Raw genomic sequence first — 22,160 nt, 5'->3', positions numbered from 1 at the left:
TTACAGACCAACAGCGAGATCCCTCCATGAAACTCGAGACTCAGGCCATCCACAGCGGCTATTCCCCGGACCCGACGACCAAGGCGGTGGCGGTGCCGATCTACCAGACCACCTCGTACGCCTTTGACGACACCCAGCATGGGGCGGACCTGTTTGACCTGAAGGTCGAGGGCAACATCTACAGCCGCATCATGAACCCCACCAACGGTGCGCTTGAGCAGCGCGTGGCGGAGATGGAAGGGGGCATCGCCGGACTGGCCGTGGCTTCGGGGATGGCGGCCATCACCTACGCCATTCAATGCATCACCCGTGTCGGCGATAACATCGTCACCACCAGTCAGCTCTACGGCGGCACCTACAATCTGTTCGCTCACGCCCTGCCCAACATGGGCATTGAGGTGCGGTTTGCGAGCGGCGATGATCCGGCCGCCATCGAGGCACTGATCGATGACAACACCAAGGCGGTGTACGCCGAGACCGTTGGCAACCCCAACGGCAACGTGGTGGACATCGAAGCCTTCGCCACCATCGCTCATCGCCATGGTGTGCCGCTGATCGTCGATAACACGGTGCCGACGCCGGTGCTCTGGCGGCCCATCGAGCAGGGTGCCGACATCGTCATCCACTCGCTGACCAAGGCGATGGGCGGGCACGGCACCACCGTGGGCGGCGTGATCGTCGACTCGGGCAACTTCCCCTGGGCGGACTACGCCAAGAAATTCCCCATGCTCACCGAGCCTGATCCGTCCTACCACGGCGTGGTCTACACCGAGGCGCTGGGCGCGGCGGCGTATATCGGGCGCTGCCGGGTCGCACCGCTTCGCAACATGGGCGCGGCGCTCTCGCCGATGAACGCGTTTTTGCTGATGCAGGGCATTGAGACCGTGCCCCTGCGCATGGCCCGTCACGGCGAAAACGCCATTGCGCTGGCCGAGCATCTGAAAGCCCATCCGGGCGTGACCTGGGTGAAGTACGCCGGCCTGCCTGACAGTCCTTACTACCCGCTGGTGCAGAAATACATGGGCGGCAACAACGCCGGTGGCATCCTCAGTTTTGGGATCAAAGGCGGCGAGGAAGCAGGTGCGAAGTTCATCGATGCGCTGCAGCTCATCGTGCGTCTGGTCAACATCGGCGATGCCAAGTCCCTGGCCTGCCATCCGGCCACCACCACGCACCGCCAGTTGAACGACGAGGAGCTGGCGAGCGCCGGGGTCAGCCGTGACATGGTGCGGATCTCGGTAGGCATCGAGCACATCGACGACATCCTCGCCGACGTCGATCAGGCGCTGGCGGCGGCGGGCTGAACGTGGCGGGCGAGCAAGCGCCTAGGGTATGAGCATCGCGCCCACCGACGTCGCGCTGGGTGTGCTGGTGGGGGCGGTATCGACCCGCTACGCTCGAAGCGTCGTCTCCCAGAGCGCCAGCCATGATAGCAGTTGTGACCAGCGCTTCTCGCGCCGTTGCCCGCACAGGCCGTGCGGTGCGGCGCGGGTGCGGATCAGGCGCAGAACGCGAAGCCGCTGCTGGATGGCCTCCATGAGCGCGACCTCGGAGTCGATGGCGGGCGTGGAGAGTTCGCGATGGGTGGTTGTCATGCGCTGGGCGTCGGGCGCACTGAGCCCGTGGGCGTTGAGGAACGTGTGGACGGATTCGGGGCTATGGAACAGGGCGTCCAGCCAGGGCAGTTGCAGTGCCTTGATGCGCTCGATAAGTGCCAGGCCATCGGCCTTGAGTTCGGCCTCGATGACAAGGGCACTGGTGGCCTCGCGGCGCAGCCGCTCCCGCACGCCGAGGCGATCGCCGTCCCGGGGGTGGCCGGCTACGCGAAGCGCCGGGAACGGAATGGGCCTGTCAGTTCCAAACGCCGATGCCGGCGGAGTCGATTGCCGGTTCAGCTCGCCGGTCAGATACTCTTTGCGGTAGGCCATCATTGATTATCCGTAAATACGCTTGCGCGATGCTCGAGTAGACCACAGGGCCGGAGCGCAAGGCTCTCAATGTCTCTCAGCCCGGCAGGGATGTCAGTCGACGAGCTGGACGGGCATCCCGAGCTGATAGCCGAGCCCGCGCACCGAGCGGATCAGGCTGGCGCTCTCCGGGAGCTTGTCGGCGGCCTTTCCGCGGATGCGGCTGATGGTGTTCTCCAGTGACCGGCGGGTGCGGCTGCGCTCGGGGAATTTCTCCTCCAGTAGATCCATGAGCTCGCCACTGTCCAGCGTGGCATCCGGCGCGAGGGCGAGGGTGCGCAGGATGAAAGTCTCCGCCGGGGTCAGCTCCACCGCCGGGTGACCGGGGGTGCTGAGTTCACCGCGCAGACAGTCCAGTGCCAGCCCCTTGACGTTGCGCTCGCCCAGCAGCCGCCGGCTGAGGCTTGCCACGGCGGCGGTCAGCTCCATGGGGTCGGCGGGCTTGGTGAGGTAGATATCCGCCCCGGTGCCGTAGCCCTTGACCCGGTCCGCGGTGCGCGAGCGGGCGGTGAGCATGATGATGCCGATGCCCGGTTGGGTCTGGCGCAACTGGCGGGCGATCTCATAGCCGCTCACCCCTGGCAGGTTGAGATCCAGGATGACCAGCCGCACCGGGTGGAGCCGCAGCACATCCAGCAGCCCGTCGAGGTTGAGTGCCTGATGGACGGTATAGCCCGCGTCCTCGAACAGATAGGCGAGCTCCTCACGCAGCGAGGCATCATCCTCGACGATGACGATTTCGTGGCGCATTCAGTGGCCCTCCACACGGAATTCGAAGTCGATCCGGCGCTCATCGAGCCGTGGCACGAGGTTGCCCCCGAGCAGCTCGGCAATCCGGCGCGATAGGGCGAGGCCCAGTCCCGAGCCACCCAGCCGACGTGTATGGGCATGGCGGTAGTAGCGCTCGAAAAGCCGGTCCGGATCGGGGGCCATGTCCGGCTCGATGGTATTGCTGACCCGCACGCCCCAGTTCCGGCATCGCGTGATCTCGATGGGGCTGCCGGGGGGCGAGTATTTGATGGCGTTGTCCAGCAGATTGCCTAGCAGGGTTTCCAGCAGTTGGGGGTCGGTGCTCACACTCGGCAGAGCGGGACCGTCGATGCGGACCCGGTCCGGCACCCCGAAGCGCTCGATGAGCGACTCGATCAGTCGGTCGACGTTGACCGCCCGCCGCTCCGGGGTGATGCCGCTCTCCTCGATGCGGTTGTGCAGATCGCAACGCTCGATGACCGCATCGATGGCGCGAATGCTGCGGTCGATGTTGATCAACCGGCGCCGGACGCTCGGCTCAGCGGCCTCGGTCTGGCCCTGCAGGGCGCGGCTTGCGAGGTTGATGGTGGCGAGCGGGTTGCGGATCTCGTGGGTGAGCATGTCGAGGAGCAGGCGTTTATCCTCCCGCGCCGCGGTCTGTGCGGCGAGTTGCGCCTCGCTGCGGGCGAGATCCTGCTCGGCGGTGGCGAGTTGCCGGTCGCTCGCGCGGTTGCGCAGCAGCACGGTGCCGATCGCGAGCAGCGGGATGGCGAGATCGAGCACCCGGGAGATGATCACCGGCAGGTCCGACTGCCCGCTGTAGGTGATCAGCAGCACAATGGCGAGGATCTGCAGCAGATCGTAAAAGATCAGCGAGCCCACCAGCGCGTGTTTGAAAATCCGCACCCGGATGGCCGATCGCAGGCCGGCCACGGTATGCAGCACCGGCACCCCCAGGACCAGCAGCAGGCTGAGCAGCCGCGCCGCCACCAGCCATTCCACGACATAAAGCAGAGCCGCCACGCCCGCGATCGCATAGCTTAGCCAACACCCCAGTCGGTACCAGAGGCGATCGTAGTGTGGCTGGATCAACGCCTGATAGAGCCAGCCCCAGGCGGCCAAACGCAGCATGATCAGGATCATGAACACGGTCATGACGGGCTGACCGGGTAGGGCGGGCACAAGCGTGGGGAGTACCCCGCTGCCAAGACTGAACTGCAGAAGAATCACGCTGATGAACAGGAACAGTCGGTTGCTCACCGGCCCGGGCCGCAGCCCCATCGGCACCAGCGCGAGCCCCGCCAGCGCGGCGAGCATGCCCAGGTGCATCCCGATGGAGAGTACCGCCGGAGTGGGGGGCTGGCCCAGGTCGGCGTTGCCCTGCAGATCGGCGCGGATCGACAGATGCGCAAAGCCGGGCGCCTCCACACGCAGCAGGAACGGGTTCGTCCCGGGGGCGAGGGTCACCGGAAACACATGCCCGCCGATGGCCGCGCTATCCCCGCCACCGCCGGCAAAGGCGCCGCCCGCGCCGATGGGGATGAATGGCCTGGAGCCGAACCCACTTGCCGGGGCAGCGGCGGGGCGGAGGAGCTCGATCGAGGCCAGATAGTAAGGCCCGATGAAAAGCCGGGCATCCCGGCGTGTGGCGCTGGGATTGGTGAGGGTCAGTCGCATGAGCTGCGGGCTGTTGTCGAAGCGCTGGCCCTGTTCGGCGGGGCGCTGGATAAGGTCACAGCCCGCGAGTGCCTCCGGGGTGTTCAGCGTGACGCCCGCCGGGCAGTAGCGAAGTCGATGGGGAAGGGGTGTGGCGACATTCTCCGCCCGCCCCGCCGCTGGCGAAGCGCCTTGCTGCCCGCCTGGCGCCGGGTCCTGATCGGCCGCGATGGTTGCCAGTGCCGCCGGTGTCGCCAGCCAGAGCAACGCCCCGAGCAGCACCTGCCACCCGCTTGCCCGTCGCGTTGTCTCCGCACTCATGTCCATCCCTGTTTTGTGCGCCCTGAAGATATGATTGTCCAGCCCCGGCGGCGCCGAAACTCTCAGTGGCTCTCGGGTATTCAATCGACCCTTACGATGCTATTTCATAGAGAATTTCTATAATCTGGTGCCTGTGCCATGAGTAGCGTCAACTACAGCGTCCCCGAGGAAGTGAAGGAAGCGTTCAACGAGACCTTTAAGGGGAGGAACAAAAGCGCCGTAATCTCGGATTTGATGCGCGAGGCGGTGGAACGTGAACAGCGGCGCCAACGGCATTGCCAGGCAGTGGACCGGATTCTCGCACGACGGGACACGGCGCCAGGGGTTTATCAGGCTGATATCCGAGCGGCAAGGCAAACCGGACGACCGTGACTCCTGTTGTGATCGATGCCGGCGTCGCGGTCAAGTGGTTCTTGCGCGACAGCGATGACGAGAGGCACGCCACCAACGCGCTGCGGTGGTTGCGGCTGAGTTGTTCGGGCGACGTGCGTTTTCTGCAGCCCCCGCATTTCACAACGGAGGTGGCCGCGGTTTTATGATGTCTATCAGGAGGCGAGCCGACTCTCCGTCCAGCTCCAGCATCACCTTTTCGAGACGATGTACCACGCGGTTGCCCTCACAAATCCGGGTGTGCGACTGATCACGGCGGATGAGCGTTACTACCGGAAGGCGCGACATGTAGGCGCCATCGAGGCACTCGGGGATCACCCGTAGCCCTGTCGAGCATTGCGCGCCGAGGGCGAGGCCAATAGAAGTCGTGCACCCAGATCAGCTTTAGTCACGGGGTGAGCATCATTGAAAGCGAGGGGAACCCTGTGTACGCTAAAGATGTACACAAGAGATTGAAGGGTAATCAATGAAAGAAATCAATGTGCGAGACGCTCGGGAAAACTTCGCCAGTCTGCTGACACAGGTCGAGAAGGGAGGCGAAGAGATTACGATTCTGCGTCATGGCAAGCCGGTCGCACGCATGACACGGGTCGAGGCACAAGACGCTGCTCCCTTCATCTCCAGGGCCTCGCTCCGCGAGGGCATACCGCCGATGCAGGGAACGGCAGTGGACACGGTGCGTGCATTAAGAGAGGAAGACGAACGCGGCTGATGCTTTACGTGGATACCAGTGCCGTTCTGCCGTTCTATCGCTCGGAGGTGAATAGCACTGCTGTGGAGCTGATCTTCCTGCGTCAAGCCGGGCAGATTGGATTGAGCCCTTTGGTCCGGGTCGAGACAGCCTCAGCAATCGCCCGTTGGGCTCGCATGGGTGAAATCACCGAATCACAGGCTCGCCGTATTGAATCTGCCTTGGAAAACGATATTGCCGCCGGCCGCTACCGACCTGTGCCCATACCCGTGGAGGTTTTTGATCAAGCCCTGCGTTGGTTGTCGTCACGTAAAACGAATTTGCGAACGTTGGACGCCCTGCATCTTGCGGCCGCGGCCCAACAAGAGAGCTGCCTTCTCACCGCCGATCGGCCATTGGCCATAGCCGCGAATACCTTCGGCGTGGACTGCCAGATCCTGGGGGCGGAAGCCGACGAGCTCTGAGGTCCTTATCAGACCGAGCTCCAGCGCTTGGTCAAAGGCGGCCTCGAGGCGTGTCAGTGAGGGGAAGGCTGGTGGGTCGTGCAGGATTCGAACCTGCGACCAGCGGATTAAAAGTCCGATGCTCTACCAACTGAGCTAACGACCCGAAGGGCAATAATGATACGACGGCACCGACCCTGGCGGCAATAATGCAGCGGCCGCCGGGGCCGGGTTCAACCCATCGCCCCCGTGCTGCCGATGATCCGTCGGCGGATCGCCGAGGAAAGCTGTTCGAACCCGATGACCGCGACCAGGATGGACAGGATGACGGCGGCGGCTTCGTCATAGCGAAAGAGTCGCATCGCCGTCGACAGCTCGACACCGATACCGCCGGCGCCCACCAGGCCCAGTGTGACCGCCGATCGGATCGCTTTCTCGACGCTGAACAGGGACACGGCGGTCATCGACGCAAAACTCTCCGGGATGACGGCGCCGAAGATCACCGAGATGCGGCCGGCGCCGGTGGCGGTAAGCGCCTGCGAGGGGCCTTCGGTGACTTCCTCGAATCGCTCTGAGTAGAAACGCGCGGCCAGGCCGATGGTGTCCATGATGATGGCCAGGATGCCGGCCAGCGGCCCGAGGCCGACGGCGACGACAAAGATCAGCGCCCAGATCAGGTCGGGGATGGTCCGTGCGATGGCGATGATGAGTCGGGCCAGGGCATGGACGACGCGGTTGGGGCTGGTGTTGCGGGCGGCGAGCAACCCCAGCGGCACCGAGAATAGGCATCCGAAGGTGACGCCGACGATGGCGATGTTCAGCGTCTCGAGCATTGCCGAGGCGATGCCGCCGGCGCCGCTGTAGTCGGGCGGAATGGCCTGACTGAGGAATCGCACCAGATTGCCGGCGCCGGCGACGAGCCGCTCCGGCGTCATGTCGGCGGCGATGACGCCCTGGATGAAAAACGCGAAAAATCCCAGACCGATCGCCCAGACGATGGGCGACGGACGGCGGAACCGGGGCGGTAGGGGATGGCTTGTTACGGCGGATTTCATGATGCGCTGGCCTCCGGTGTCAGTGCCGCGTCTTCAAAACCGGCGGGCGCATCACCGGCGCGCTGGTAGAGATCGTTCAGACGTATCTCGTCGGCCTGGCTGGCGGCTTCATCAATGGCGACGACGCCGTCTTTCAGCCCGATGATCCGGTCGGCATAGTCCCTTGCCAGCTCGAGCTGATGAAGCGTGCAGAGCATCGCGAGGTTGCGCTCGCGAACGATCTCCCAGAGCAGGTCGAGGACCTCGCGGCCCCCTCGCGGGTCAAGACTGGCGATGGGTTCGTCGGCGATGACGACCGTCGGCGACTGCATGAGCATTCGGGCGATCGCGACGCGTTGTTGCTGACCGCCGGAGAGTTGTGTCGGGCGATTGCCTGCGCGGTCCGCCAGTCCCACCCGTTCGAGACAGGCCATGGCCGCTTCGCGGTCGTTGTTGGAGGCAAACCCGCTGACGCAGTTGATCAGTCCGAACCGGCGCTGGCCAAGAACGCCCATCAGCACGTTCTGAAAAGCCGTGAGCTGCGGGACGAGGTTGAACGCGCAGTTGCGGCCGTCGCGCTTGCGTGACGGACTCGCCGTTGACCCGGATTTCGCCGGACTGGGGGCGGGCGAGACCGTTGAGGGTGCGCATCAGCGTTGATTTGCCCGAACCATTCGCACCCAGCAGGACCACGCCCTGTGCGTTGTGGATGTCGAAGGTAACGCCTTTGAGCACCTCCAGGCGGCCATAGCGGACATGCAGCGAGTCGACGCTGACGGGATTTTCGTGATCGCTCATACAAGCGTGCCTGCATAACAACGACCGATCGCCCCAACGGTGTCGGGGCGATCGGGTGTGAACGGGGCCGGGCCGCCCGGGGACGGCACCGACCAGCAACTGACGGTTATTCGCCGAGCGGGATGCCGGCGGCGTCGTAGGCCTCGCGGACCTGGTCGTAGATCGCCGGGTCCGTCTCGAACGAGATGTAGGCATCGCGCTCGATGAACTTATCGGCGTTCCGCTCGGTGGAGGTCAGCGAGTCCCAGACACGATCGGTGTTCTCGGACAGGGTGCTGCGCAGGGCATCACGGCAGTCCTGCGGCAGTGAGGCCCGCATGATGACCGGGTCACCCGGCAGCGTGTCGGTCTGGGCCAGCAGACGGTACTCGGTGTCCGGATCCTGCTCGCGGACGGCGTCCCAGTCCTTGTTGCCGCCGCCCATGGCGTCGACATCATCGTTGATCAGGACCTGCACACGGGCATCACCCGCCATCACGATGTCGAGCTGATCAAGGTTGAGCCCGGCGTCGGCGAGCATTTTCGAGGGGAAGATGTGCCCGGAGGTCGAGCCAACATCCTTGAGCGCGATGCGCTTGTCCTCGAGGTCAGAGAGCTCTTCGATGCCGCTGTCAGCCTTCACGACAAAGCTTGATCCGTAGTTGGGACGGACGATGGAGAACAGCACATCCAGGTCGGTCAGCTCCTCGAAGAGCACGAACTCGGACGGCCCGCCGAAGACCAGATCAACCTCATCGTACTGGAGCGCCGTTCCCGCGGCGGTGCGGTTGGCGATGAAGTAAAGCTCAAGCTCCACCCCGGTCATCTCTTCGAAGTCCTCCGCGAAAGGGGCAAAGGCCTCTTCGAGCGTGCCCATCCCCTCGATACCGGTATCGGCCATCGACAGTGTGGACGGACAGACGTCAGCCGGGTGATTGTCGGCAACGGCCGTCCCAATTATTCCGCCACTGATCATCAGTGGCGGCCATGCCGCCGTTCAGCATCGATTTCATCATGGTTTTGCTCCGCTTCCTGAGTGAAAGACGTCAGGATGCGGGCCGCTTATGACACGATGATGAAACCTGTGTGATGCCCGGAGGGCCGGCCCTCAGAGCTGATCGAGGCGCTGCTCGGCCAGGTTGGCTGCGGTGCGGTCAGGAAACTCGTCAATCACCTGTTGCAAAGCCTCACGCCCCGCCTCCTCGCGGCCCTGTTCGAGGTGGACGTAGCCGACCTTGAGCAACGCATCCGGGTGTTTCCGGCTCTCCGGGTGGTTGTCGATCACCGCCTCGAACGCCTCCAGCGCCCGGTCGAAATCCCGGACGACATAGTGCGACTCACCCAGCCAGTAGCGGGCGTTGGCGGCGAGGTCGGCCTCGGGGTGGTTGTCGAGAAAAGCACTGAACGCGTCGGCAGCCGTATCATAGCGACCGGCCTGCAGCTCGCTGAACGCGGCGTCATAGGCCTCACGGGCCGCGGCGTCAGCGCTGTCGGTTTCGGCGTCGCCGCCGTCACTCGCGCCGGTATCGGCCTGTGCTTCGCCCCCTGGGTCTTCGCGGGCATCAGCCGGGGCGGGCTCACCTGCCGCAGGTCCGTCAGGGGTCGCCTCCTCGTCGCCGGCTGATTCCAGTGCCTGCAGCCGCCCATCCAGGTCCAGATACAGCTCCCGCTGCTGACTGCGGATGTCGTCGATCTGGCGTTGCAGCCGCTCGATCTCGCCGCGCAGGGTGGTGACCTCGCGCTGCAGCTGCTCGCTCTGGTTCATCATCCGCATCATGGCCTGGCCCGAGACGCGGTCTTCGAGCCGATCAACCCGGCGCTCGAGGGTCTGCGCCCCGCTGCCGGGGGAGTGGACGATCAGCGCGGTGCCCATCGAAAGGGCCACGGCGATGGCCAGAATCGGGCGGCGGCTTTGGGTACCGGTCATGGGGCGTACCTCCTGCGGGATCGGATCAGCGCTCGTAGACAAGGGCGGCGCGGCGGTTCTCGGCCCAGGCGGATTCATTGCTGCCGCTCACCGCCGGGCTTTCCTCACCATAGCTCACCACATCGACCTGAGCGTCGTCGGCACCGGCGATCAGCAGGGCCTGCTTGACCGACTCGGCACGGCGTTCGCCCAGCGCGAGGTTGTATTCACGGGCGCCGCGCTCGTCGGTGTGGCCTTCCACCAGCAGTTGACGGTCGCTGTTGCGGGCCAGGTACTCGCCGTGCGCCTCGATCAGGGCCATGGCCTCGTCACTCAGCGTGGCGCTGTCGTACTCAAAGTAGACCACCCGGTCGGCCAGGGCGCTGTCCGGGTCGTCGAGGGGCTCGCCTGAGACACTGCCGCTGGCGGTGGCGCCGCTTGCGGCGGCCGCGCTTTCTTCGGCGTCGATCTCGGCCTCGGTGGCGGCGGCCTGATCGATCTCGGCCATTTCGGCATCATCGATGGAATCGTCGGTGGTGGCACAGCCGGCCAGTACGGCGGTCAGGGCCAGCAGGGTCAGCCATTGTCGGAGTGAGCGCATGAGAGAATCTCCATTCAGTCAGAAAAGGGCAGGGGTTCAGTCTGCGGACGGCAGCGGACCCCAGTCGGGTTCACGCACGGTGTTGTCAAACTCGGTCAGTCCACCCTGGACCCGGCCGAACACCGACACCGTGGCCAGTTCGGTCGCGTCGCCGGTATCGCGGGTATAGGCGATCATGCTGCTGCTGGCCGAAAAGCTCGGCGACTCGTCGAGCGGACCATCGGTGAGCACCCGCATGATGTCGTCTTCGAGATCGAGCACGGCAATCTGAAAGCCTTCGTCGCGCTGATGGGCGAAGGTGAGGAAGCGGCCGTTGGGCGAGACGCTGGGGCTGGCATTGTAGTTGCCATCGAAGGTGACCCGCTCGGCATCGCCGCCGTTCACCGGCTGGCGGTAGATCTGCGGGCTGCCGCCGCGGTTGGAGGTGAAATAGAGGGTCTCGCCATCCGGCGACCAGGCCGGCTCGGTGTCGATGCCGAAGTGCCGGGTGATGGGGCGCGGGTCAGCGTCGCCATCGGGGTCAAGGATGAACACATCGGGATTGCCGTCGCGGGACAGCGTCACCGCCAGGCGCTCGCCGTCCGGTGACCAGGCCGGGGCGCTGTTGATGCCGTCAAACGACGGCAGGGCGGTGCGCTCGCCGGTGGCGACGTTCTGCACGTAGATCTGCGACTGCCGCCCCGACTCCAGCGAGACATAAGCGATGCGCTCGCCGTCCGGCGACCAGTCGGGCGAGAGGATGGGTTCGCTCGAGGTGAGGATGGTCTGGGGTCGGTGGCCGTCGGCCTCGGCCACCATCAGCCGGTGCGAGCGCTCATCCCCCGTGCCCGTCTCCTCGACATAGGCGATGCGGGTATTGAACCCACCCGGCCGGCCGATCAGCGTCTCGAACACCTGATCGCTGATGGTGTGGGCGAGGTTGCGCAGCCCCGCCGATGTCACGCGGAAGCGCTGACCGGCGATGCGCTCGCCGGCGTAGACATCCAGCAGTTCATAGCGCACGCGATAGGCGTCGCCGTCGAGCGGGGTGATGCGGCCGATGAGTACGGTATCGGCACCCAGAGCGCGCCAGTTCTGAAAGCGCACCTGCTCGAGCCGACTCGGCTGACTGAGGTGGTTGTCCGGGTCGAGCGGCGCGAACAGCCCGCTGCGGAACAGGTTGTCGCGGATGATCCCGGCCAGGTCGACATCGGGGGCATCGCCCTCGGCCGCGTCCTGCATCTGGAAGGGCACGACGGCAATGGGCAGCGCGGCCGCCTCGCCGCCGCTGATCTCGATGCGGACCTGCGCGGCGGCGGGTAGGGCGAGCACTGCCAGTAGGAGGGCGGCGATCAGTGACTTCATTGGGCGATATTCTGCCTGTCCATGGGGGCCTGTGTGGATCCTATCCTAACGGATGGAGGATGTGCGGCGTATTTCAGGCATCGGGGGCAAAGACCATTTCGATGCCCTCGCGGTAGGGCTGGGCCAGATCGGGGTCATCGGGCATGGGCAGCGGGTCGGCGCGGCGCACGGCGGTCACCGCCGAGCGGTCGAAGGCGGCGTTGCCGCTGGAGCGTGCGACTTCCACCGACAGGACGATGCCACCCGGGCCGAGGCGCACCGCGACCAGGGCGCTCAGCCCGTCGGGGATACCGGCGGGGCGGGTCCATGTGCCCTCGACGCGCTGGCGAATGGCGGCGTCGTAGGTGCCGCGGGCCTCACGCAGGGCCTCGGCATCGGCCTGGCGCCGGGCCTCGGCTTCGCGCTCGGCCTGGCGTTGGGCCTCAGCCTCACGCTCGGCGCGGCGCTGCGCTTCGGCTTCTGCCTCGCGACGAGCCTGTTCGGCCGCTTCGCGCTGGCGCTCGGCCTCAGCTTCGGCCTCCGCTTCCCGACGGGCCTGCTCGGCGGCTTCGCGCTGGCGTTCGGCCTCGGCCTCAGCTTCAGCTTCAGCCTCCGCCTCGCGACGGGCCTGCTCGGCCGCTTCCCGCTGGCGCTCGGCCTCGGCCTCCGCCTCGCGGCGGGCCTGTTCGGCGGCTTCGGCGGCCTCGCGCTCGGCCGCCAGGCGTTCCGCCTCACGCTCGCGCTCGGCTTCCAGCTCGGCCAGTTCCTCTTCGCGGCGGCGCTGCTCGGCGGCCTCTTCTGCCTCCAGTGCCTCGATGGCCTGCTGGACCTCGGCCTCTTCCACGGCCACCGCCTGCACGCTCTGCTCAGTGCCGGGGTTGGCCTGATCGGTGATCCCGGTCATCTGAAAACTCACCGCAAACAGGCCGAACAGCAAGGCGTGCGCCAGCACCGACAGGCCGATGTCCCCAACCCTGCCCATGCGCCCGCGGGCCTAGCCGCTGTTGGCCGGGGTATCCCCCGACGGTTGCGTCATCAGCCCCACCTGCGGCACCCCGGCACGCTGCAGGGCGGTCATGACATCGATCACGCGGGCATAAGCCACATCGCCATCGCCGCGCACGAACACCGGCGTGTCGGGGCGGGTGCGCATGACGGCGGTCACGTTCAGCACCACGTCCTCGGCACTGACCGGCTCATCGTCATCCTGCTCGCCTACGCTCAGGTAGTAGCGCCCCTGCTGGTCCACCTCGACGATCACCGGCTCCTGTTCCTGCGGAGGCATCGGCTCGGCGCTTGACTGCGGCAGGTCGATTTCCACGCCCTGGTAGAGCAGCGGTGCGGTCACCATAAAGATCACCAACAGGACCAGCATGACGTCGATGTACGGGACGACATTGATCTCGGCCATGGGCTTGCGGCGACTGCGCCGCCGTCGCGCGGGTTGGGGATTCACGATGCGCCGGCCTGCAGGTGGCGCTGGAGAATGCCGGTGAACTCGTCGATGAACATCTCGTAGCGGTTGGTCATCTGCTCGGACTGGTTGGCGAAGCGGTTATAGGCGATCACCGCCGGGATCGCCGCGAACAGGCCCAGCGCCGTTGCGATCAGGGCCTCGGCAATGCCGGGGGCGACCGTGGCGAGCGTTGCCTGCTGCATGGCGCCCAGGGCGAGGAAGGCGTTCATGATGCCCCAGACCGTCCCGAACAGGCCGATATACGGACTCGTCGAGCCGACCGTGGCAAGAAACGGCACCGACTGCTCGACACGGTCCATCTCACGATTGAGCGCCACCCGCATGGCGCGCTGGGCGGCCTCGATGACGGGCTCGGGCGCGGGACTCTGGCGGCGCATGCGGCTGAACTCGCGGAACCCGGCACGAAAGATCCGCTCCATACCGCCCGAGTCGATGTCGGGCTGTTCGCTGTTCTGATAGATCTCGGTCAGGTTGCCGCCGGACCAGAAGCTGTCCTCGAACGCCTCCGCGCCGCCGCGGGCGCGGCGCAGCTCCCGGGCCTTGCGGATGATGATCGCCCACGAGCTGATCGAGGCGAGCAGCAGCACCAGCATGACGAGCTGGACGACCAGGCTGGCCTCGGCGATGAGTTGGGTAATGGACAGATCAACGGTCATGGGCATCCCCTGGCAGAATGCCTGAAAACACTAACGACCGGCGGGGAACGGCGCAAGCGGCCCGGCTCATGAGCGGCGGAACAGCTCGCCGTTGGGGTCATCGATGCGCGGTGGCGCCGGGATGTCCAGGTGGGCATAGGCGTTGCGCGTCGCCATGCGGCCGCGCGGCGTGCGATGCACGAAGCCCTGCTGGATCAGGTAGGGCTCGATGACGTCTTCGATGGTGCCGCGTTCTTCACCGATGGCGGCGGCGAGGCTCTCGACGCCGACGGGGCCTCCGTCGAACTTGTCGATGATCGCGTGCAGCAGGCGTCGGTCCTGGATGTCGAAGCCGCTGTCATCGACCTTGAGCATGTCCATGGCGTCGGCGGCCACGGCGCGGCTGATGCGGCCGTCGGCACGCACCTCGGCGTAATCGCGCACCCGGCGCAGCAGGCGGTTGGCGATGCGCGGGGTGCCCCGCGCCCGGCGCGCGATCTCGGTGGCGCCGTCGGCGGCCATGCTCAGGTTGAGCAGCCCGGCGGAGCGGTTGACGATGGTGGTGAGCTCGTCGACCGAGTAGTACTCAAGCCGCTGGACGATGCCGAAGCGGTCGCGCAGGGGCGAGGTCAGCAGCCCCGCGCGGGTGGTCGCCCCGACCAGGGTGAAGGCCGGCAGGTCGAGTTTGATGGAGCGCGCCGCCGGCCCCTCGCCGACAACGATGTCGATCTGCTGGTCCTCCATGGCGGGGTAGAGGACCTCTTCAACCACCGCCGAGAGGCGATGGATCTCGTCGACGAACAGGACATCCCCGGGCTCGAGGTTGGTGAGCAGCGCGGCCAGGTCGCCGGGGCGGTCGATGACCGGGCCCGAGGTCTGGCGCAGGTTGACGCCCAGCTCCTGGGCGATGATGTGCGCCAGGGTGGTCTTGCCGAGCCCGGGCGGACCAAACACCAGCACGTGGTCGAGCGCCTCGGCCCGACCGCGGGCGGCGCCGATGAAGATCTCGAGCTGCTCGCGAACGCCCTGCTGGCCGATGTAGTCGGCAAGCCGCCGCGGGCGGATGGCGCGATCCACGGCCTCGTCATCGGGCGCGGCGTTGCTGGCGATAATGCGGTCGTTGTCGATCATGGCGTCCCGGGTCGCTGCCTGGCGCTAGCGTACCGCCTTTTTGAGGGCGGCGCGGATGAGTTGCTCGCTGTCCTCGGCCTCGATCCCCTGCAGCAGCCGCTGGGCCTCCGCGGGTTTGTAGCCCAGCGCCACCAGCGCGGCGCTGGCCTCGGCGCGCGGGTCGTCGGCGCTCGGCGCGGTGCCGGCCCCGGCGATGGCACCGGGCAGGCCGCCCGCCGCGCTGCCCAGTCCATCCAGCCGGTCCTGCATCTCCAGGGTCAGGCGCTCGGCGATCTTCTTGCCGATGCCGGGCAGGCGGGTGAGGGTGGCGGTGTCTTTCTGCTCGACGGAGCGGCGGAATTCCTCGGCGCTGATGCCGGAGAGGATCGCCAGGGCCATTTTGGGGCCGACGCCATTGACCCGGATCAGGGCACGGAACAGGCCGCGCTCGCCCTCGGTGTAAAAGCCATAGAGCACCGGCACCTCGTCGCGCAGCCCCTGGTGGATGCGCAGGACCACGGTCTCGCCGCTGGCCGGCAGCTGGTAGATGCTCGACATGGGCAGTTCGATCTCATAGCCCACGCCGCTCACGTCCACCACCACCCAGGGCGGTTGCTTGTCGATCAGCGTGCCGCGCAGCCGCCCGATCATGCCGCACCCCCGGGTGACGAACGCGCCATCTGGCGACGGAACCGGTCATGCTGGGCGTGGCTGAGGGCCACGGCCAGGGCGTCGGCGGCGTCCTCGCGCAGCTCGCCCTGAAGCCCCAGCACGGTCCGCACCATATAACCCACCTGGGTCTTCTCGGCCCCTCCGCGGCCCACCAGGGCCTGCTTGATGGCGCGGGCGCTATATTCCGCCACGCTCAGGCCGGCGCCGGCACAGGCGCAGATCGCCGCCCCGCGGGCCTGGCCCAGCTTGAGCGCGGACTGGATGTTGCGGTTGACGAAGACTTCCTCGATGGCGCTTTCCGTGGCGGCATGCTCGGCGATCACCTCAGTGAGCCCGGCGAAGATGGTGTGCAGGCGCTCAGCGAACGCGCCGCTGCCGGCCTGGATCACGCCGCTGGCGATATAGCGGCTGCGCGCCCCGTCCACGGCGACAATGCCGAAGCCGGTGCGCACCGATCCCGGATCGATGCCCAGTATGCGTCGCTCACCGCCCGCCGCCGCCATGCCGGTCAGGCGTCCTCGTAGGCGGCGGCCTGGAGCTCGGCGTTGGTGTAGACGTGCTGGACGTCGTCCAGGTCCTCGAGCCGCTCGATCAGTTTGACCGCCTTGCGGGCGTCATCATCATCGAGCTCGGTGGTGTTCTCGGGGCGCATGGTCACCTCGGCGTCCGCCGGGGTCAGGCCATTGTCCGTCAGGGTGTCGCGCACGGCGGGAAAGTCCTCGGGCGCGGTCAGGACCTCGAACGAACCGTCATCGTTGGCGATGACATCCTCGGCGCCGGCCTCGAGCGCGGCCTCCATCAGGGTGTCCTCGTCGGTGTCCGGCGGAAACAGCATCACGCCGCGCTGCTGGAACATGAACGCGACACAGCCATCGGTCCCCATGTTGCCGTTGTGCTTGTTGAAGGCGTGGCGGATCTCGCCGACCGTGCGGTTGCGGTTGTCGGTCATGCAGTCGGCCATGATGGCGATGCCACCGGGGCCATAGCCCTCGAACCGGGCCTCCTCATAGGCGGTGCCCTCATCATTGCCGGCACCCCGGGCGGCGGCCTTGTCGATCTTGTCCTTGGGCATGTTCACGCCAAGGGCCCGGTCCACGGCGAGGCGCAGGCGCGGGTTGGCATCGGGGTCGTCGCCGCCCTGACGCGCCGCCACCGTGATCTCGCGGATCATTTTGGTGAAGATCTTGCCGCGCTTGGCGTCCTGCGCCTTTTTGCGGTGCTGGATGTTCGCCCACTTGCTGTGACCTGCCATGATCCCCCTCGATTCGGCCGAATGATCGTGTTCACGAGGCGTTCACATTACCATGTCCGCAAACCCGGCACCGATGGCTGGCTGACAACCTGTGACCCAGATCCCCCTTGCGTTTCCGAGCTCGGCACTCATGACCTTCGCGGCGCTGCGCGCGCGCCTGCCGGCACCGGTATGGCTGGATGGCGCCGCCGGCGGGCGCTACAGCGTGATGAGCGCCGCCCCGCGCGGCCAGTTGGTCAGCCGCCACGGGCGCACGCGCTGGCTGCCCGGCGAGGGGGGTGACGGGGACGATCTGGGGACAGCGGACCCGCTGGCGCTGCTGCACGAGTCGCTGGGCCCGAGGGTGGCGGCGAGTGGGCCGTTCGCCGGCGGGGCCATCGGTTATTTCAGCTACGAGCTGGGCCGGCGCCTGCAGGGCCAGACAACGCGCGATGCGGGCATGCCGGAAATGGCGGTGGGGCTGTATGACTGGGCGCTGGTGCTGGACCATCAGCAGCACTGCGCCTGGCTGGCCGGCGATCCCCCGGCGGATGTCGCCGACTGGCTGGCGACCGGGCCCGCGCAGGCCCCCGGCGCCTGGTGGCCCACCGGCGAGCCCGCCGCCACCCCGGACCGCGCGGCCTATGACCGGGCCTTCCGCCGGGTCCGCGACTATCTGCATGCCGGTGACTGCTATCAGGTCAATCTGGCGCGGCGGCTGCAGGCGCCCTTCGACGGTGACCCGCTGGGGGTCTACCGCGATTTCCGCAAGGCGGCCGGCGGCCCCTTCGCCGCCTACCTCGAGCTCGCCGGTGGGCCGATCCTCAGCGGCTCGCCCGAGCGGTTTCTGGAACTGCGCGACGGCTGGGTCAAGACCGCGCCCATCAAGGGCACGCGGGCCCGGGCGGTGGATCCGCGCGCCGATGCGGCACGCCGCGACGAGCTGCTCAGCAGTGCCAAGGACCGCGCCGAAAACCTGATGATCGTCGATCTGCTGCGCAATGACCTGGGCCGGGCCTGTCGCACCGGGTCGGTGAGCGTGCCGCGGTTGTTCGCGCTGGAGTCGTTTGTCACGGTGCACCATATGGTTAGCACCGTGGTGGGGCGGCTGCGCGCCGACCGGGTGGCCACGGATCTGCTGCGCGACTGCCTGCCGGGCGGATCGATCACCGGTGCCCCCAAATACCGTGCCATGGAGATCATCGATGAGCTCGAGGGTGAGCCGCGCGGCATCTACTGCGGATCCATCGGCTATCTCGGCGCCGACGGGGCGATGGACACCAGCATCGCCATCCGCACGATGACCGCCCGCGACGGGATGCTCGACTATCGCGCCGGCGGCGGACTGGTCGTCGATTCGGAGTGCGGCGCGGAATTTGATGAGACTGAATCCAAGGCGGCGGCCTTTCGCCGGCTGCTGGCAGTGGTAGGGTGAAATCGCAGATAATCAAACGAGTCGGTCGAACAGGAGGCAGGAACGATGGAAGATGTGGTGATCGTGGCGGCGGGCCGCAGTGCGGTGGGGTCCTTCGGCGGCACGCTGGCCCCGCTGGGTGCGGCGGATATCGGCACGCAGGTGATCCGTGGCGTGCTCTCGCGGGCGGACATCGACCCCGCGGTGATTGACGAGGTGGTGCTGGGCCAGGTCCTGACCGCGGCCGTTGGTATGAACCCGGCGCGCCAGTCCGCGCTGAATGCCGGACTGCCCGAGACCACTCCGGCAATGACCATCAACAAGGTCTGCGGCAGCGGCCTGAAGGCGACGCATATGGCCGCCCAGGCCATCGCGCTGGAGGATGCCGGCGTGGTTCTTGCCGGCGGTCAGGAGTCGATGAGCCAGGCGCCGCATGCCCTGCCCAACTCGCGCAATGGCCAGCGCATGGGCCCGTGGAAGCTTGAGGACACCATGCTCAAGGATGGCCTCACCGATGTGTTCAACAACTATCACATGGGTGTGACCGCCGAGAATCTCGCCACCGAGTACGGCATCAGCCGCGAGGAGCAGGATGCGTTTGCGGCGCGCTCGCAGCAGCTTGCCGAGGCGGCGCAGAAGGCCGGGCGCTTCGACGATGAGATCGTTCCCGTCGAGATCCCCCAGCGCAAGGGCGACCCGGTGGTGTTCGACACCGACGAGTTCCCGCGCCACGGCACCACCGCCGAAGGCCTGGCGAAGATGCGCCCGGCGTTCGCCAAGGACGGGACGGTCACCGCCGGTAACGCCTCGGGCATCAACGACGGCGCCGCGGTGGTGCTGATGATGGGCGAGAGCCGCGCCCGGGCGTTGGGGCTCGAGCCGATTGCCCGCATCAAGGCCTATGCCAACGCCGGTGTCGCGCCGAGTCTGATGGGTAGCGGCCCGATCCCGGCCACGCAGCGCTGCCTCGAGCGGGCCGGCTGGTCCATCGACGACCTTGAGCTGATCGAGTCGAACGAGGCCTTCGCCGCCCAGGCACTGGCGGTCAACAAGGCGCTCAGATGGGATCCGGAGAAGATCAATGTCAACGGCGGCGCGATTGCCATCGGTCATCCGATCGGTGCCTCCGGCGCCCGAATCCTCGTCACGCTGCTCCATGAGATGCGTCGTCGGGATGTCAACCGCGGCCTCGCGACGCTGTGCATTGGCGGTGGCCAGGGCGTTGCGCTGGCGGTGGAACGTTAACCCGGGAGGGTGAGACCGATGACGGACAAGCGCCTGATCAAGAAATACCCCAATCGGCGGCTCTACGACACCGCCATCAGCAGCTACGTCACGCTGGAGGACGTCAAGGGGCTGGTGCTCGATGGGGTGGACTTCGAGGTCACCGATGCCAAATCGGGGGCTGATCTGACCCGCACCATCCTGCTGCAGATCATCAGCGAGGAGGAGGAGGGCGGCGAGCCGATCTTCTCCAGCGATCTGCTCGCGCAGATCATCCGTGCCTATGGCGGCAACATGCAGAGCCTGCTCACCAGCTATCTCGAAAAGAGCATGGCCCTGTGGGCCGATCAGCAGAGTGCCCTGCGCGAGCGGGCCCGGACGTTCATGGATGCCAGCAACCCGGTGAGCATGCTCTCGCAGATCACCGAGCAGAATCTGTCGATGTGGCAGCAGGCGATGGACCGGTATCGTCGCGATCAGGCGCCGCCGTCATCCAGCGATGACGAGTCCGCCGGGGACAGCCGCGAGGACGAGCGTTGACAGTCTGATCGCTTCGTTTCTATGATGCTCCGCAACATTTTTTGTGCGACGCACAACTGACTAGGAGCATCATCATGACGCAGCGATTGGCACTGGTAACCGGGGGCGCCGGCGGAATCGGCACGGCCATCTGTCGGCAGCTGGCCGCGGATGGCCGGCGCATCGTCACCACCTGTGTGGATCCCGAGGCCGAGGGCATCGAAGCCTGGGTCGAGATGATGCGCGGTGAAGGCATCGAGGCCGACTGGGTCAAGTGCGATGTCAGTGACCATGCCGCCTGTGTGGCCATGGCCGACGAGGTGCGCGAGCGCTTCGGGGGCGTCGACATCCTGGTCAACGTCGCCGGCATCACCAGTGACGGCTTCCTGCACAAGATCAGCGCCGATGCCTGGGACAAGGTCATCGACATCAACCTGAGCGGCGTTTTCAACGTCACCCATCAGTTCGTCGCCGGCATGCGCGACCAGGGCTTTGGCCGCGTGGTGAACATCTCGTCGGTCAATGGCCAGACCGGTCAGTTCGGCCAGACCAACTATTCCGCCGCCAAGGCGGGCATGCACGGCTTTACCATGGCCCTGGCCAAGGAGGGCGCGGCCAAGGGCGTGACGGCCAATACGGTCTCGCCCGGGTATGTGAAGACCAGCATGACCGATGCCATGCCGGATAAGGTGCGCGACGCCATCGTCGCCCAGATCCCCGCCGGCGATATGGGCCGGCCCGAGGATATCGCCCGTGCGGTGGGCTTTCTGACGGCGGATGAGGCGGGCTACATCAATGGCGCGAACCTGCCGGTGAACGGCGCGCTGTTCTGTAGCTTTTAATCGAGGGGATGTGTTGCGCTGCAGCAAGCGGCGCCGAAAAAAGGGGAGACGATGTCTCCCGAGGAAAATGCACCCTCATGACGGGGTGCTTTATCCGTGGCCCCTCCACCTTTTGTGATGCTTGATCATCGGTGGAGTCCGCCGGCTCCTCCTCTTGGCGCTTTATCGTTGTGATTCACGACGTTAATGGGCCGTCTGGCGCAACGCAAGCACTTTCGTTGTTGCGCCGCACGACTGCGATCGCTTCATTCGGCCGCACCGTCGAGCTGGGCGTCCACGGCGGCCCGGTCCGGCAGTGCCGCGGCGGCGCCGGCCCGGGTCACCGACAGGCCCGCAGTGGCACAGGCCCGGCGCGCGGCAGCGGGCAGATCGCGGCCCTCCGCCAGTGCGGCGGCCAGGGCGCCGTTAAAGGCATCGCCGGCGCCGATGGTGTCCACCACTGGCCCGGCATTGACCGCCGGAATCATTCCCTGAAAGGCATCACTGTCGATATACACGCCGCGCTCGCCCAGCGTGATGAGCACGTTGCGCGTGCCCCATTGCCGCAGGGTGGCGGCGGCGCGGGCGACCTGGGCATCGGTTTCAACCGGATGGCCCACGAGTTCGGCGGCCTCCGATTCGTTGGGCGTGAGGTAGTCGATGGCCGAGTAAATCGCCGCCGGCAGTGCGCAGGCCGGCGCCGGGTTGAGAATGACCGGCACGCCGTGGCGCTGCGCCAGACGGATCCCGTGCTCGCTGACCGCCAGGGGCAGTTCGAGCTGGCAGACGAATACGGCCGAGCCGGCGATCGCCGATTCGGCCGCGCTGACATGCCCGGTGGTCAGATGCGCGCAGGCACCCGGGTCGATGACGATGGCGTTATCGCCCCGGTCATCATCCACCAGGATGGTGGCGGTGCCGGTGTTGAGCTCGGCATCGGTGCCGACATGGCTCATGTCGATGCCGACGGATTCGTAGAGGGTGCGGGCGATGGGGGCGAAGGCGTCATCCCCCAGACGCGAGATGAACGTGACCGCCGCGCCCTGCTGGGCGGCGGCGACGGCCTGGTTCGAGCCCTTGCCGCCGGCCATCAGGCGAAAGCCCCGGCCATGCAGGGTTTCGCCCCAGACCGGCAGACGGGTCGTGCGGGTGATCAGATCGGCGCAGAAAAGGCCCAGAACGGTGACGCGGGACATGG

General features: G+C 66.6%; 25 protein-coding genes, 1 tRNA gene and 1 pseudogene. 8 read left to right on the top strand and 19 right to left on the bottom strand.

Annotated features, from left to right (window positions below):
- Positions 1-26 precede the first annotated feature (26 nt).
- Complete coding sequence (locus FPL11_RS06270; protein WP_023365563.1) at positions 27-1,304, top strand: O-acetylhomoserine aminocarboxypropyltransferase/cysteine synthase family protein; 1,278 nt, start codon at positions 27-29, stop codon at positions 1,302-1,304.
- An 87-nt stretch (positions 1,305-1,391) separates the two neighbouring features.
- On the opposite strand, the gene FPL11_RS06265 is transcribed toward FPL11_RS06270, so the two are convergent.
- From FPL11_RS06265 to FPL11_RS06255, 3 genes are all read right to left on the bottom strand, one after another.
- The gene (locus FPL11_RS06265; RefSeq protein WP_144347863.1) at positions 1,392-1,928 is read right to left on the bottom strand and encodes a hypothetical protein; all 537 of its coding nucleotides are present in this window, start codon (positions 1,926-1,928) and stop codon (positions 1,392-1,394) included.
- 93 nt (positions 1,929-2,021) lie between these two features.
- Positions 2,022-2,717, bottom strand: coding sequence for a response regulator transcription factor (locus FPL11_RS06260; protein WP_144347862.1), 696 nt, complete (start codon positions 2,715-2,717; stop codon positions 2,022-2,024).
- Positions 2,718-4,694, bottom strand: a complete 1,977-nt coding sequence (locus FPL11_RS06255) for a sensor histidine kinase (RefSeq protein ID WP_159308442.1) — start codon at positions 4,692-4,694, stop codon at positions 2,718-2,720.
- Positions 4,695-4,832: 138 nt separating this feature from the next.
- Between FPL11_RS06255 and FPL11_RS06250 the strand changes: the two genes are divergently transcribed.
- From FPL11_RS06250 to FPL11_RS06240, 3 genes are all read left to right on the top strand, one after another.
- Entirely contained in the window at positions 4,833-5,066 is a 234-nt protein-coding gene (locus tag FPL11_RS06250) for a hypothetical protein (protein WP_144347860.1), read from the top strand.
- A 484-nt stretch (positions 5,067-5,550) separates the two neighbouring features.
- Positions 5,551-5,796 (top strand): type II toxin-antitoxin system Phd/YefM family antitoxin, encoded by a 246-nt coding sequence (locus FPL11_RS06245; RefSeq protein ID WP_144347859.1) that lies wholly within the window; start codon positions 5,551-5,553, stop codon positions 5,794-5,796.
- Positions 5,796-6,239 (top strand): type II toxin-antitoxin system VapC family toxin, encoded by a 444-nt coding sequence (locus FPL11_RS06240; protein WP_144347858.1) that lies wholly within the window; start codon positions 5,796-5,798, stop codon positions 6,237-6,239. Before FPL11_RS06245 ends, FPL11_RS06240 begins: the two co-directional genes overlap by 1 nt.
- Positions 6,240-6,308: 69 nt before the next feature.
- On the opposite strand, the gene FPL11_RS06235 is transcribed toward FPL11_RS06240, so the two are convergent.
- The 15 genes and pseudogenes from FPL11_RS06235 to FPL11_RS06165 all read right to left on the bottom strand — a co-directional run bounded on the left by FPL11_RS06235 (position 6,309) and on the right by FPL11_RS06165 (position 17,005).
- Positions 6,309-6,384 (bottom strand) — tRNA-Lys (locus FPL11_RS06235).
- Positions 6,385-6,451: 67 nt separating this feature from the next.
- Positions 6,452-7,273 carry a phosphonate ABC transporter, permease protein PhnE gene (phnE, locus tag FPL11_RS06230; protein WP_144347857.1) on the bottom strand — a complete coding sequence of 274 codons (822 nt, stop codon included), beginning with the start codon at positions 7,271-7,273 and terminating at the stop codon, positions 6,452-6,454.
- The gene (locus tag FPL11_RS10240) at positions 7,270-7,767 is read right to left on the bottom strand and encodes an ATP-binding cassette domain-containing protein (RefSeq protein WP_159308443.1); all 498 of its coding nucleotides are present in this window, start codon (positions 7,765-7,767) and stop codon (positions 7,270-7,272) included. Before FPL11_RS10240 ends, phnE begins: the two co-directional genes overlap by 4 nt.
- Positions 7,768-7,867: 100 nt before the next feature.
- A pseudogene (locus FPL11_RS10280) lies at positions 7,868-8,050 on the bottom strand (ATP-binding cassette domain-containing protein); the annotation flags it as partial.
- Positions 8,051-8,156: 106 nt separating this feature from the next.
- Positions 8,157-9,005: a phosphate/phosphite/phosphonate ABC transporter substrate-binding protein gene (locus FPL11_RS06215; RefSeq protein ID WP_144347854.1), complete on the bottom strand. Its 849-nt coding sequence runs from the start codon at positions 9,003-9,005 to the stop codon at positions 8,157-8,159.
- A gap of 132 nt (positions 9,006-9,137) precedes the next feature.
- Complete coding sequence (ybgF, locus tag FPL11_RS06210; protein ID WP_159308445.1) at positions 9,138-9,956, bottom strand: tol-pal system protein YbgF; 819 nt, start codon at positions 9,954-9,956, stop codon at positions 9,138-9,140.
- 25 nt (positions 9,957-9,981) lie between these two features.
- The gene (pal, locus tag FPL11_RS06205; RefSeq protein ID WP_144347852.1) at positions 9,982-10,536 is read right to left on the bottom strand and encodes a peptidoglycan-associated lipoprotein Pal; all 555 of its coding nucleotides are present in this window, start codon (positions 10,534-10,536) and stop codon (positions 9,982-9,984) included.
- Positions 10,537-10,572: 36 nt separating this feature from the next.
- Positions 10,573-11,880 carry a Tol-Pal system beta propeller repeat protein TolB gene (tolB, locus tag FPL11_RS06200; protein ID WP_144347851.1) on the bottom strand — a complete coding sequence of 436 codons (1,308 nt, stop codon included), beginning with the start codon at positions 11,878-11,880 and terminating at the stop codon, positions 10,573-10,575.
- A 73-nt stretch (positions 11,881-11,953) separates the two neighbouring features.
- The gene (tolA, locus tag FPL11_RS06195; protein WP_144347850.1) at positions 11,954-12,841 is read right to left on the bottom strand and encodes a cell envelope integrity protein TolA; all 888 of its coding nucleotides are present in this window, start codon (positions 12,839-12,841) and stop codon (positions 11,954-11,956) included.
- Positions 12,842-12,853: 12 nt separating this feature from the next.
- Positions 12,854-13,270 (bottom strand): protein TolR, encoded by a 417-nt coding sequence (gene tolR / locus FPL11_RS06190; protein ID WP_144347923.1) that lies wholly within the window; start codon positions 13,268-13,270, stop codon positions 12,854-12,856.
- Between the two features lie 41 nt (positions 13,271-13,311).
- A complete protein-coding gene (gene tolQ, locus FPL11_RS06185) occupies positions 13,312-13,992 on the bottom strand; it encodes a protein TolQ (RefSeq protein ID WP_110882581.1) in 681 nt (226 codons plus the stop codon).
- A gap of 66 nt (positions 13,993-14,058) precedes the next feature.
- Positions 14,059-15,102, bottom strand: coding sequence for a Holliday junction branch migration DNA helicase RuvB (gene ruvB / locus FPL11_RS06180; protein WP_110882511.1), 1,044 nt, complete (start codon positions 15,100-15,102; stop codon positions 14,059-14,061).
- 24 nt (positions 15,103-15,126) lie between these two features.
- Complete coding sequence (gene ruvA, locus FPL11_RS06175; protein WP_144347849.1) at positions 15,127-15,732, bottom strand: Holliday junction branch migration protein RuvA; 606 nt, start codon at positions 15,730-15,732, stop codon at positions 15,127-15,129.
- A complete protein-coding gene (gene ruvC, locus FPL11_RS06170; RefSeq protein WP_110882513.1) occupies positions 15,729-16,256 on the bottom strand; it encodes a crossover junction endodeoxyribonuclease RuvC in 528 nt (175 codons plus the stop codon). The genes ruvA and ruvC overlap by 4 nt, the downstream gene beginning before the upstream one ends.
- Positions 16,257-16,261: 5 nt before the next feature.
- The gene (locus tag FPL11_RS06165; RefSeq protein ID WP_144347848.1) at positions 16,262-17,005 is read right to left on the bottom strand and encodes a YebC/PmpR family DNA-binding transcriptional regulator; all 744 of its coding nucleotides are present in this window, start codon (positions 17,003-17,005) and stop codon (positions 16,262-16,264) included.
- Positions 17,006-17,096: 91 nt separating this feature from the next.
- On the opposite strand from FPL11_RS06165, the gene pabB reads away from it, so the two are divergent.
- From pabB to phbB, 4 genes are all read left to right on the top strand, one after another.
- Positions 17,097-18,419 (top strand): aminodeoxychorismate synthase component I, encoded by a 1,323-nt coding sequence (pabB, locus tag FPL11_RS06160; protein ID WP_200833574.1) that lies wholly within the window; start codon positions 17,097-17,099, stop codon positions 18,417-18,419.
- Positions 18,420-18,464: 45 nt separating this feature from the next.
- Complete coding sequence (locus FPL11_RS06155) at positions 18,465-19,643, top strand: acetyl-CoA C-acetyltransferase (RefSeq protein ID WP_144347847.1); 1,179 nt, start codon at positions 18,465-18,467, stop codon at positions 19,641-19,643.
- Positions 19,644-19,661: 18 nt separating this feature from the next.
- Positions 19,662-20,162 carry a polyhydroxyalkanoate synthesis repressor PhaR gene (gene phaR, locus FPL11_RS06150; RefSeq protein ID WP_144347846.1) on the top strand — a complete coding sequence of 167 codons (501 nt, stop codon included), beginning with the start codon at positions 19,662-19,664 and terminating at the stop codon, positions 20,160-20,162.
- A 74-nt stretch (positions 20,163-20,236) separates the two neighbouring features.
- Positions 20,237-20,983, top strand: a complete 747-nt coding sequence (phbB, locus tag FPL11_RS06145) for an acetoacetyl-CoA reductase (RefSeq protein ID WP_144347845.1) — start codon at positions 20,237-20,239, stop codon at positions 20,981-20,983.
- 245 nt (positions 20,984-21,228) lie between these two features.
- Here phbB and rbsK read toward each other — a convergent pair whose 3' ends face one another.
- A complete protein-coding gene (gene rbsK, locus FPL11_RS06140) occupies positions 21,229-22,158 on the bottom strand; it encodes a ribokinase (RefSeq protein WP_144347844.1) in 930 nt (309 codons plus the stop codon).
- Positions 22,159-22,160 lie beyond the last annotated feature (2 nt).

It is taken from the genome of Spiribacter aquaticus (assembly GCF_007625215.1).
Taxonomy (GTDB): Bacteria; Pseudomonadota; Gammaproteobacteria; order Nitrococcales; family Nitrococcaceae; genus Spiribacter; species Spiribacter roseus.
Note: the sequence above shows the minus strand (reverse complement) of the source record. Positions and strands in the feature narration are given on the sequence as shown.

Bases quoted from the DNA above. Each gene is read 5' to 3' on its own strand.
- rbsK (WP_144347844.1), bottom strand. From the start codon at position 22,158: ATGTCCCGCGTCACCGTTCTGGGCCTTTTCTGCGCCGATCTGATCACC.
- FPL11_RS06165 (WP_144347848.1), bottom strand. From the start codon at position 17,005: ATGGCAGGTCACAGCAAGTGGGCGAACATCCAGCACCGCAAAAAGGCG.
- FPL11_RS06215 (WP_144347854.1), bottom strand. From the start codon at position 9,005: ATGATCAGTGGCGGAATAATTGGGACGGCCGTTGCCGACAATCACCCG.
- FPL11_RS06270 (WP_023365563.1), top strand. From the start codon at position 27: ATGAAACTCGAGACTCAGGCCATCCACAGCGGCTATTCCCCGGACCCG.
- FPL11_RS10240 (WP_159308443.1), bottom strand. From the start codon at position 7,767: ATGGGCGTTCTTGGCCAGCGCCGGTTCGGACTGATCAACTGCGTCAGC.
- tolR (WP_144347923.1), bottom strand. From the start codon at position 13,270: ATGGCCGAGATCAATGTCGTCCCGTACATCGACGTCATGCTGGTCCTG.
- phaR (WP_144347846.1), top strand. From the start codon at position 19,662: ATGACGGACAAGCGCCTGATCAAGAAATACCCCAATCGGCGGCTCTAC.
- FPL11_RS06250 (WP_144347860.1), top strand. From the start codon at position 4,833: ATGAGTAGCGTCAACTACAGCGTCCCCGAGGAAGTGAAGGAAGCGTTC.
- FPL11_RS06255 (WP_159308442.1), bottom strand. From the start codon at position 4,694: ATGAGTGCGGAGACAACGCGACGGGCAAGCGGGTGGCAGGTGCTGCTC.
- tolA (WP_144347850.1), bottom strand. From the start codon at position 12,841: ATGGGCAGGGTTGGGGACATCGGCCTGTCGGTGCTGGCGCACGCCTTG.
- FPL11_RS06265 (WP_144347863.1), bottom strand. From the start codon at position 1,928: ATGGCCTACCGCAAAGAGTATCTGACCGGCGAGCTGAACCGGCAATCG.
- pal (WP_144347852.1), bottom strand. From the start codon at position 10,536: ATGCGCTCACTCCGACAATGGCTGACCCTGCTGGCCCTGACCGCCGTA.
- tolB (WP_144347851.1), bottom strand. From the start codon at position 11,880: ATGAAGTCACTGATCGCCGCCCTCCTACTGGCAGTGCTCGCCCTACCC.
- FPL11_RS06245 (WP_144347859.1), top strand. From the start codon at position 5,551: ATGAAAGAAATCAATGTGCGAGACGCTCGGGAAAACTTCGCCAGTCTG.
- phnE (WP_144347857.1), bottom strand. From the start codon at position 7,273: ATGAAATCCGCCGTAACAAGCCATCCCCTACCGCCCCGGTTCCGCCGT.
- FPL11_RS06260 (WP_144347862.1), bottom strand. From the start codon at position 2,717: ATGCGCCACGAAATCGTCATCGTCGAGGATGATGCCTCGCTGCGTGAG.
- tolQ (WP_110882581.1), bottom strand. From the start codon at position 13,992: ATGACCGTTGATCTGTCCATTACCCAACTCATCGCCGAGGCCAGCCTG.
- phbB (WP_144347845.1), top strand. From the start codon at position 20,237: ATGACGCAGCGATTGGCACTGGTAACCGGGGGCGCCGGCGGAATCGGC.
- FPL11_RS06155 (WP_144347847.1), top strand. From the start codon at position 18,465: ATGGAAGATGTGGTGATCGTGGCGGCGGGCCGCAGTGCGGTGGGGTCC.
- ruvA (WP_144347849.1), bottom strand. From the start codon at position 15,732: ATGATCGGGCGGCTGCGCGGCACGCTGATCGACAAGCAACCGCCCTGG.
- ybgF (WP_159308445.1), bottom strand. From the start codon at position 9,956: ATGACCGGTACCCAAAGCCGCCGCCCGATTCTGGCCATCGCCGTGGCC.
- ruvB (WP_110882511.1), bottom strand. From the start codon at position 15,102: ATGATCGACAACGACCGCATTATCGCCAGCAACGCCGCGCCCGATGAC.
- FPL11_RS06240 (WP_144347858.1), top strand. From the start codon at position 5,796: ATGCTTTACGTGGATACCAGTGCCGTTCTGCCGTTCTATCGCTCGGAG.
- ruvC (WP_110882513.1), bottom strand. From the start codon at position 16,256: ATGGCGGCGGCGGGCGGTGAGCGACGCATACTGGGCATCGATCCGGGA.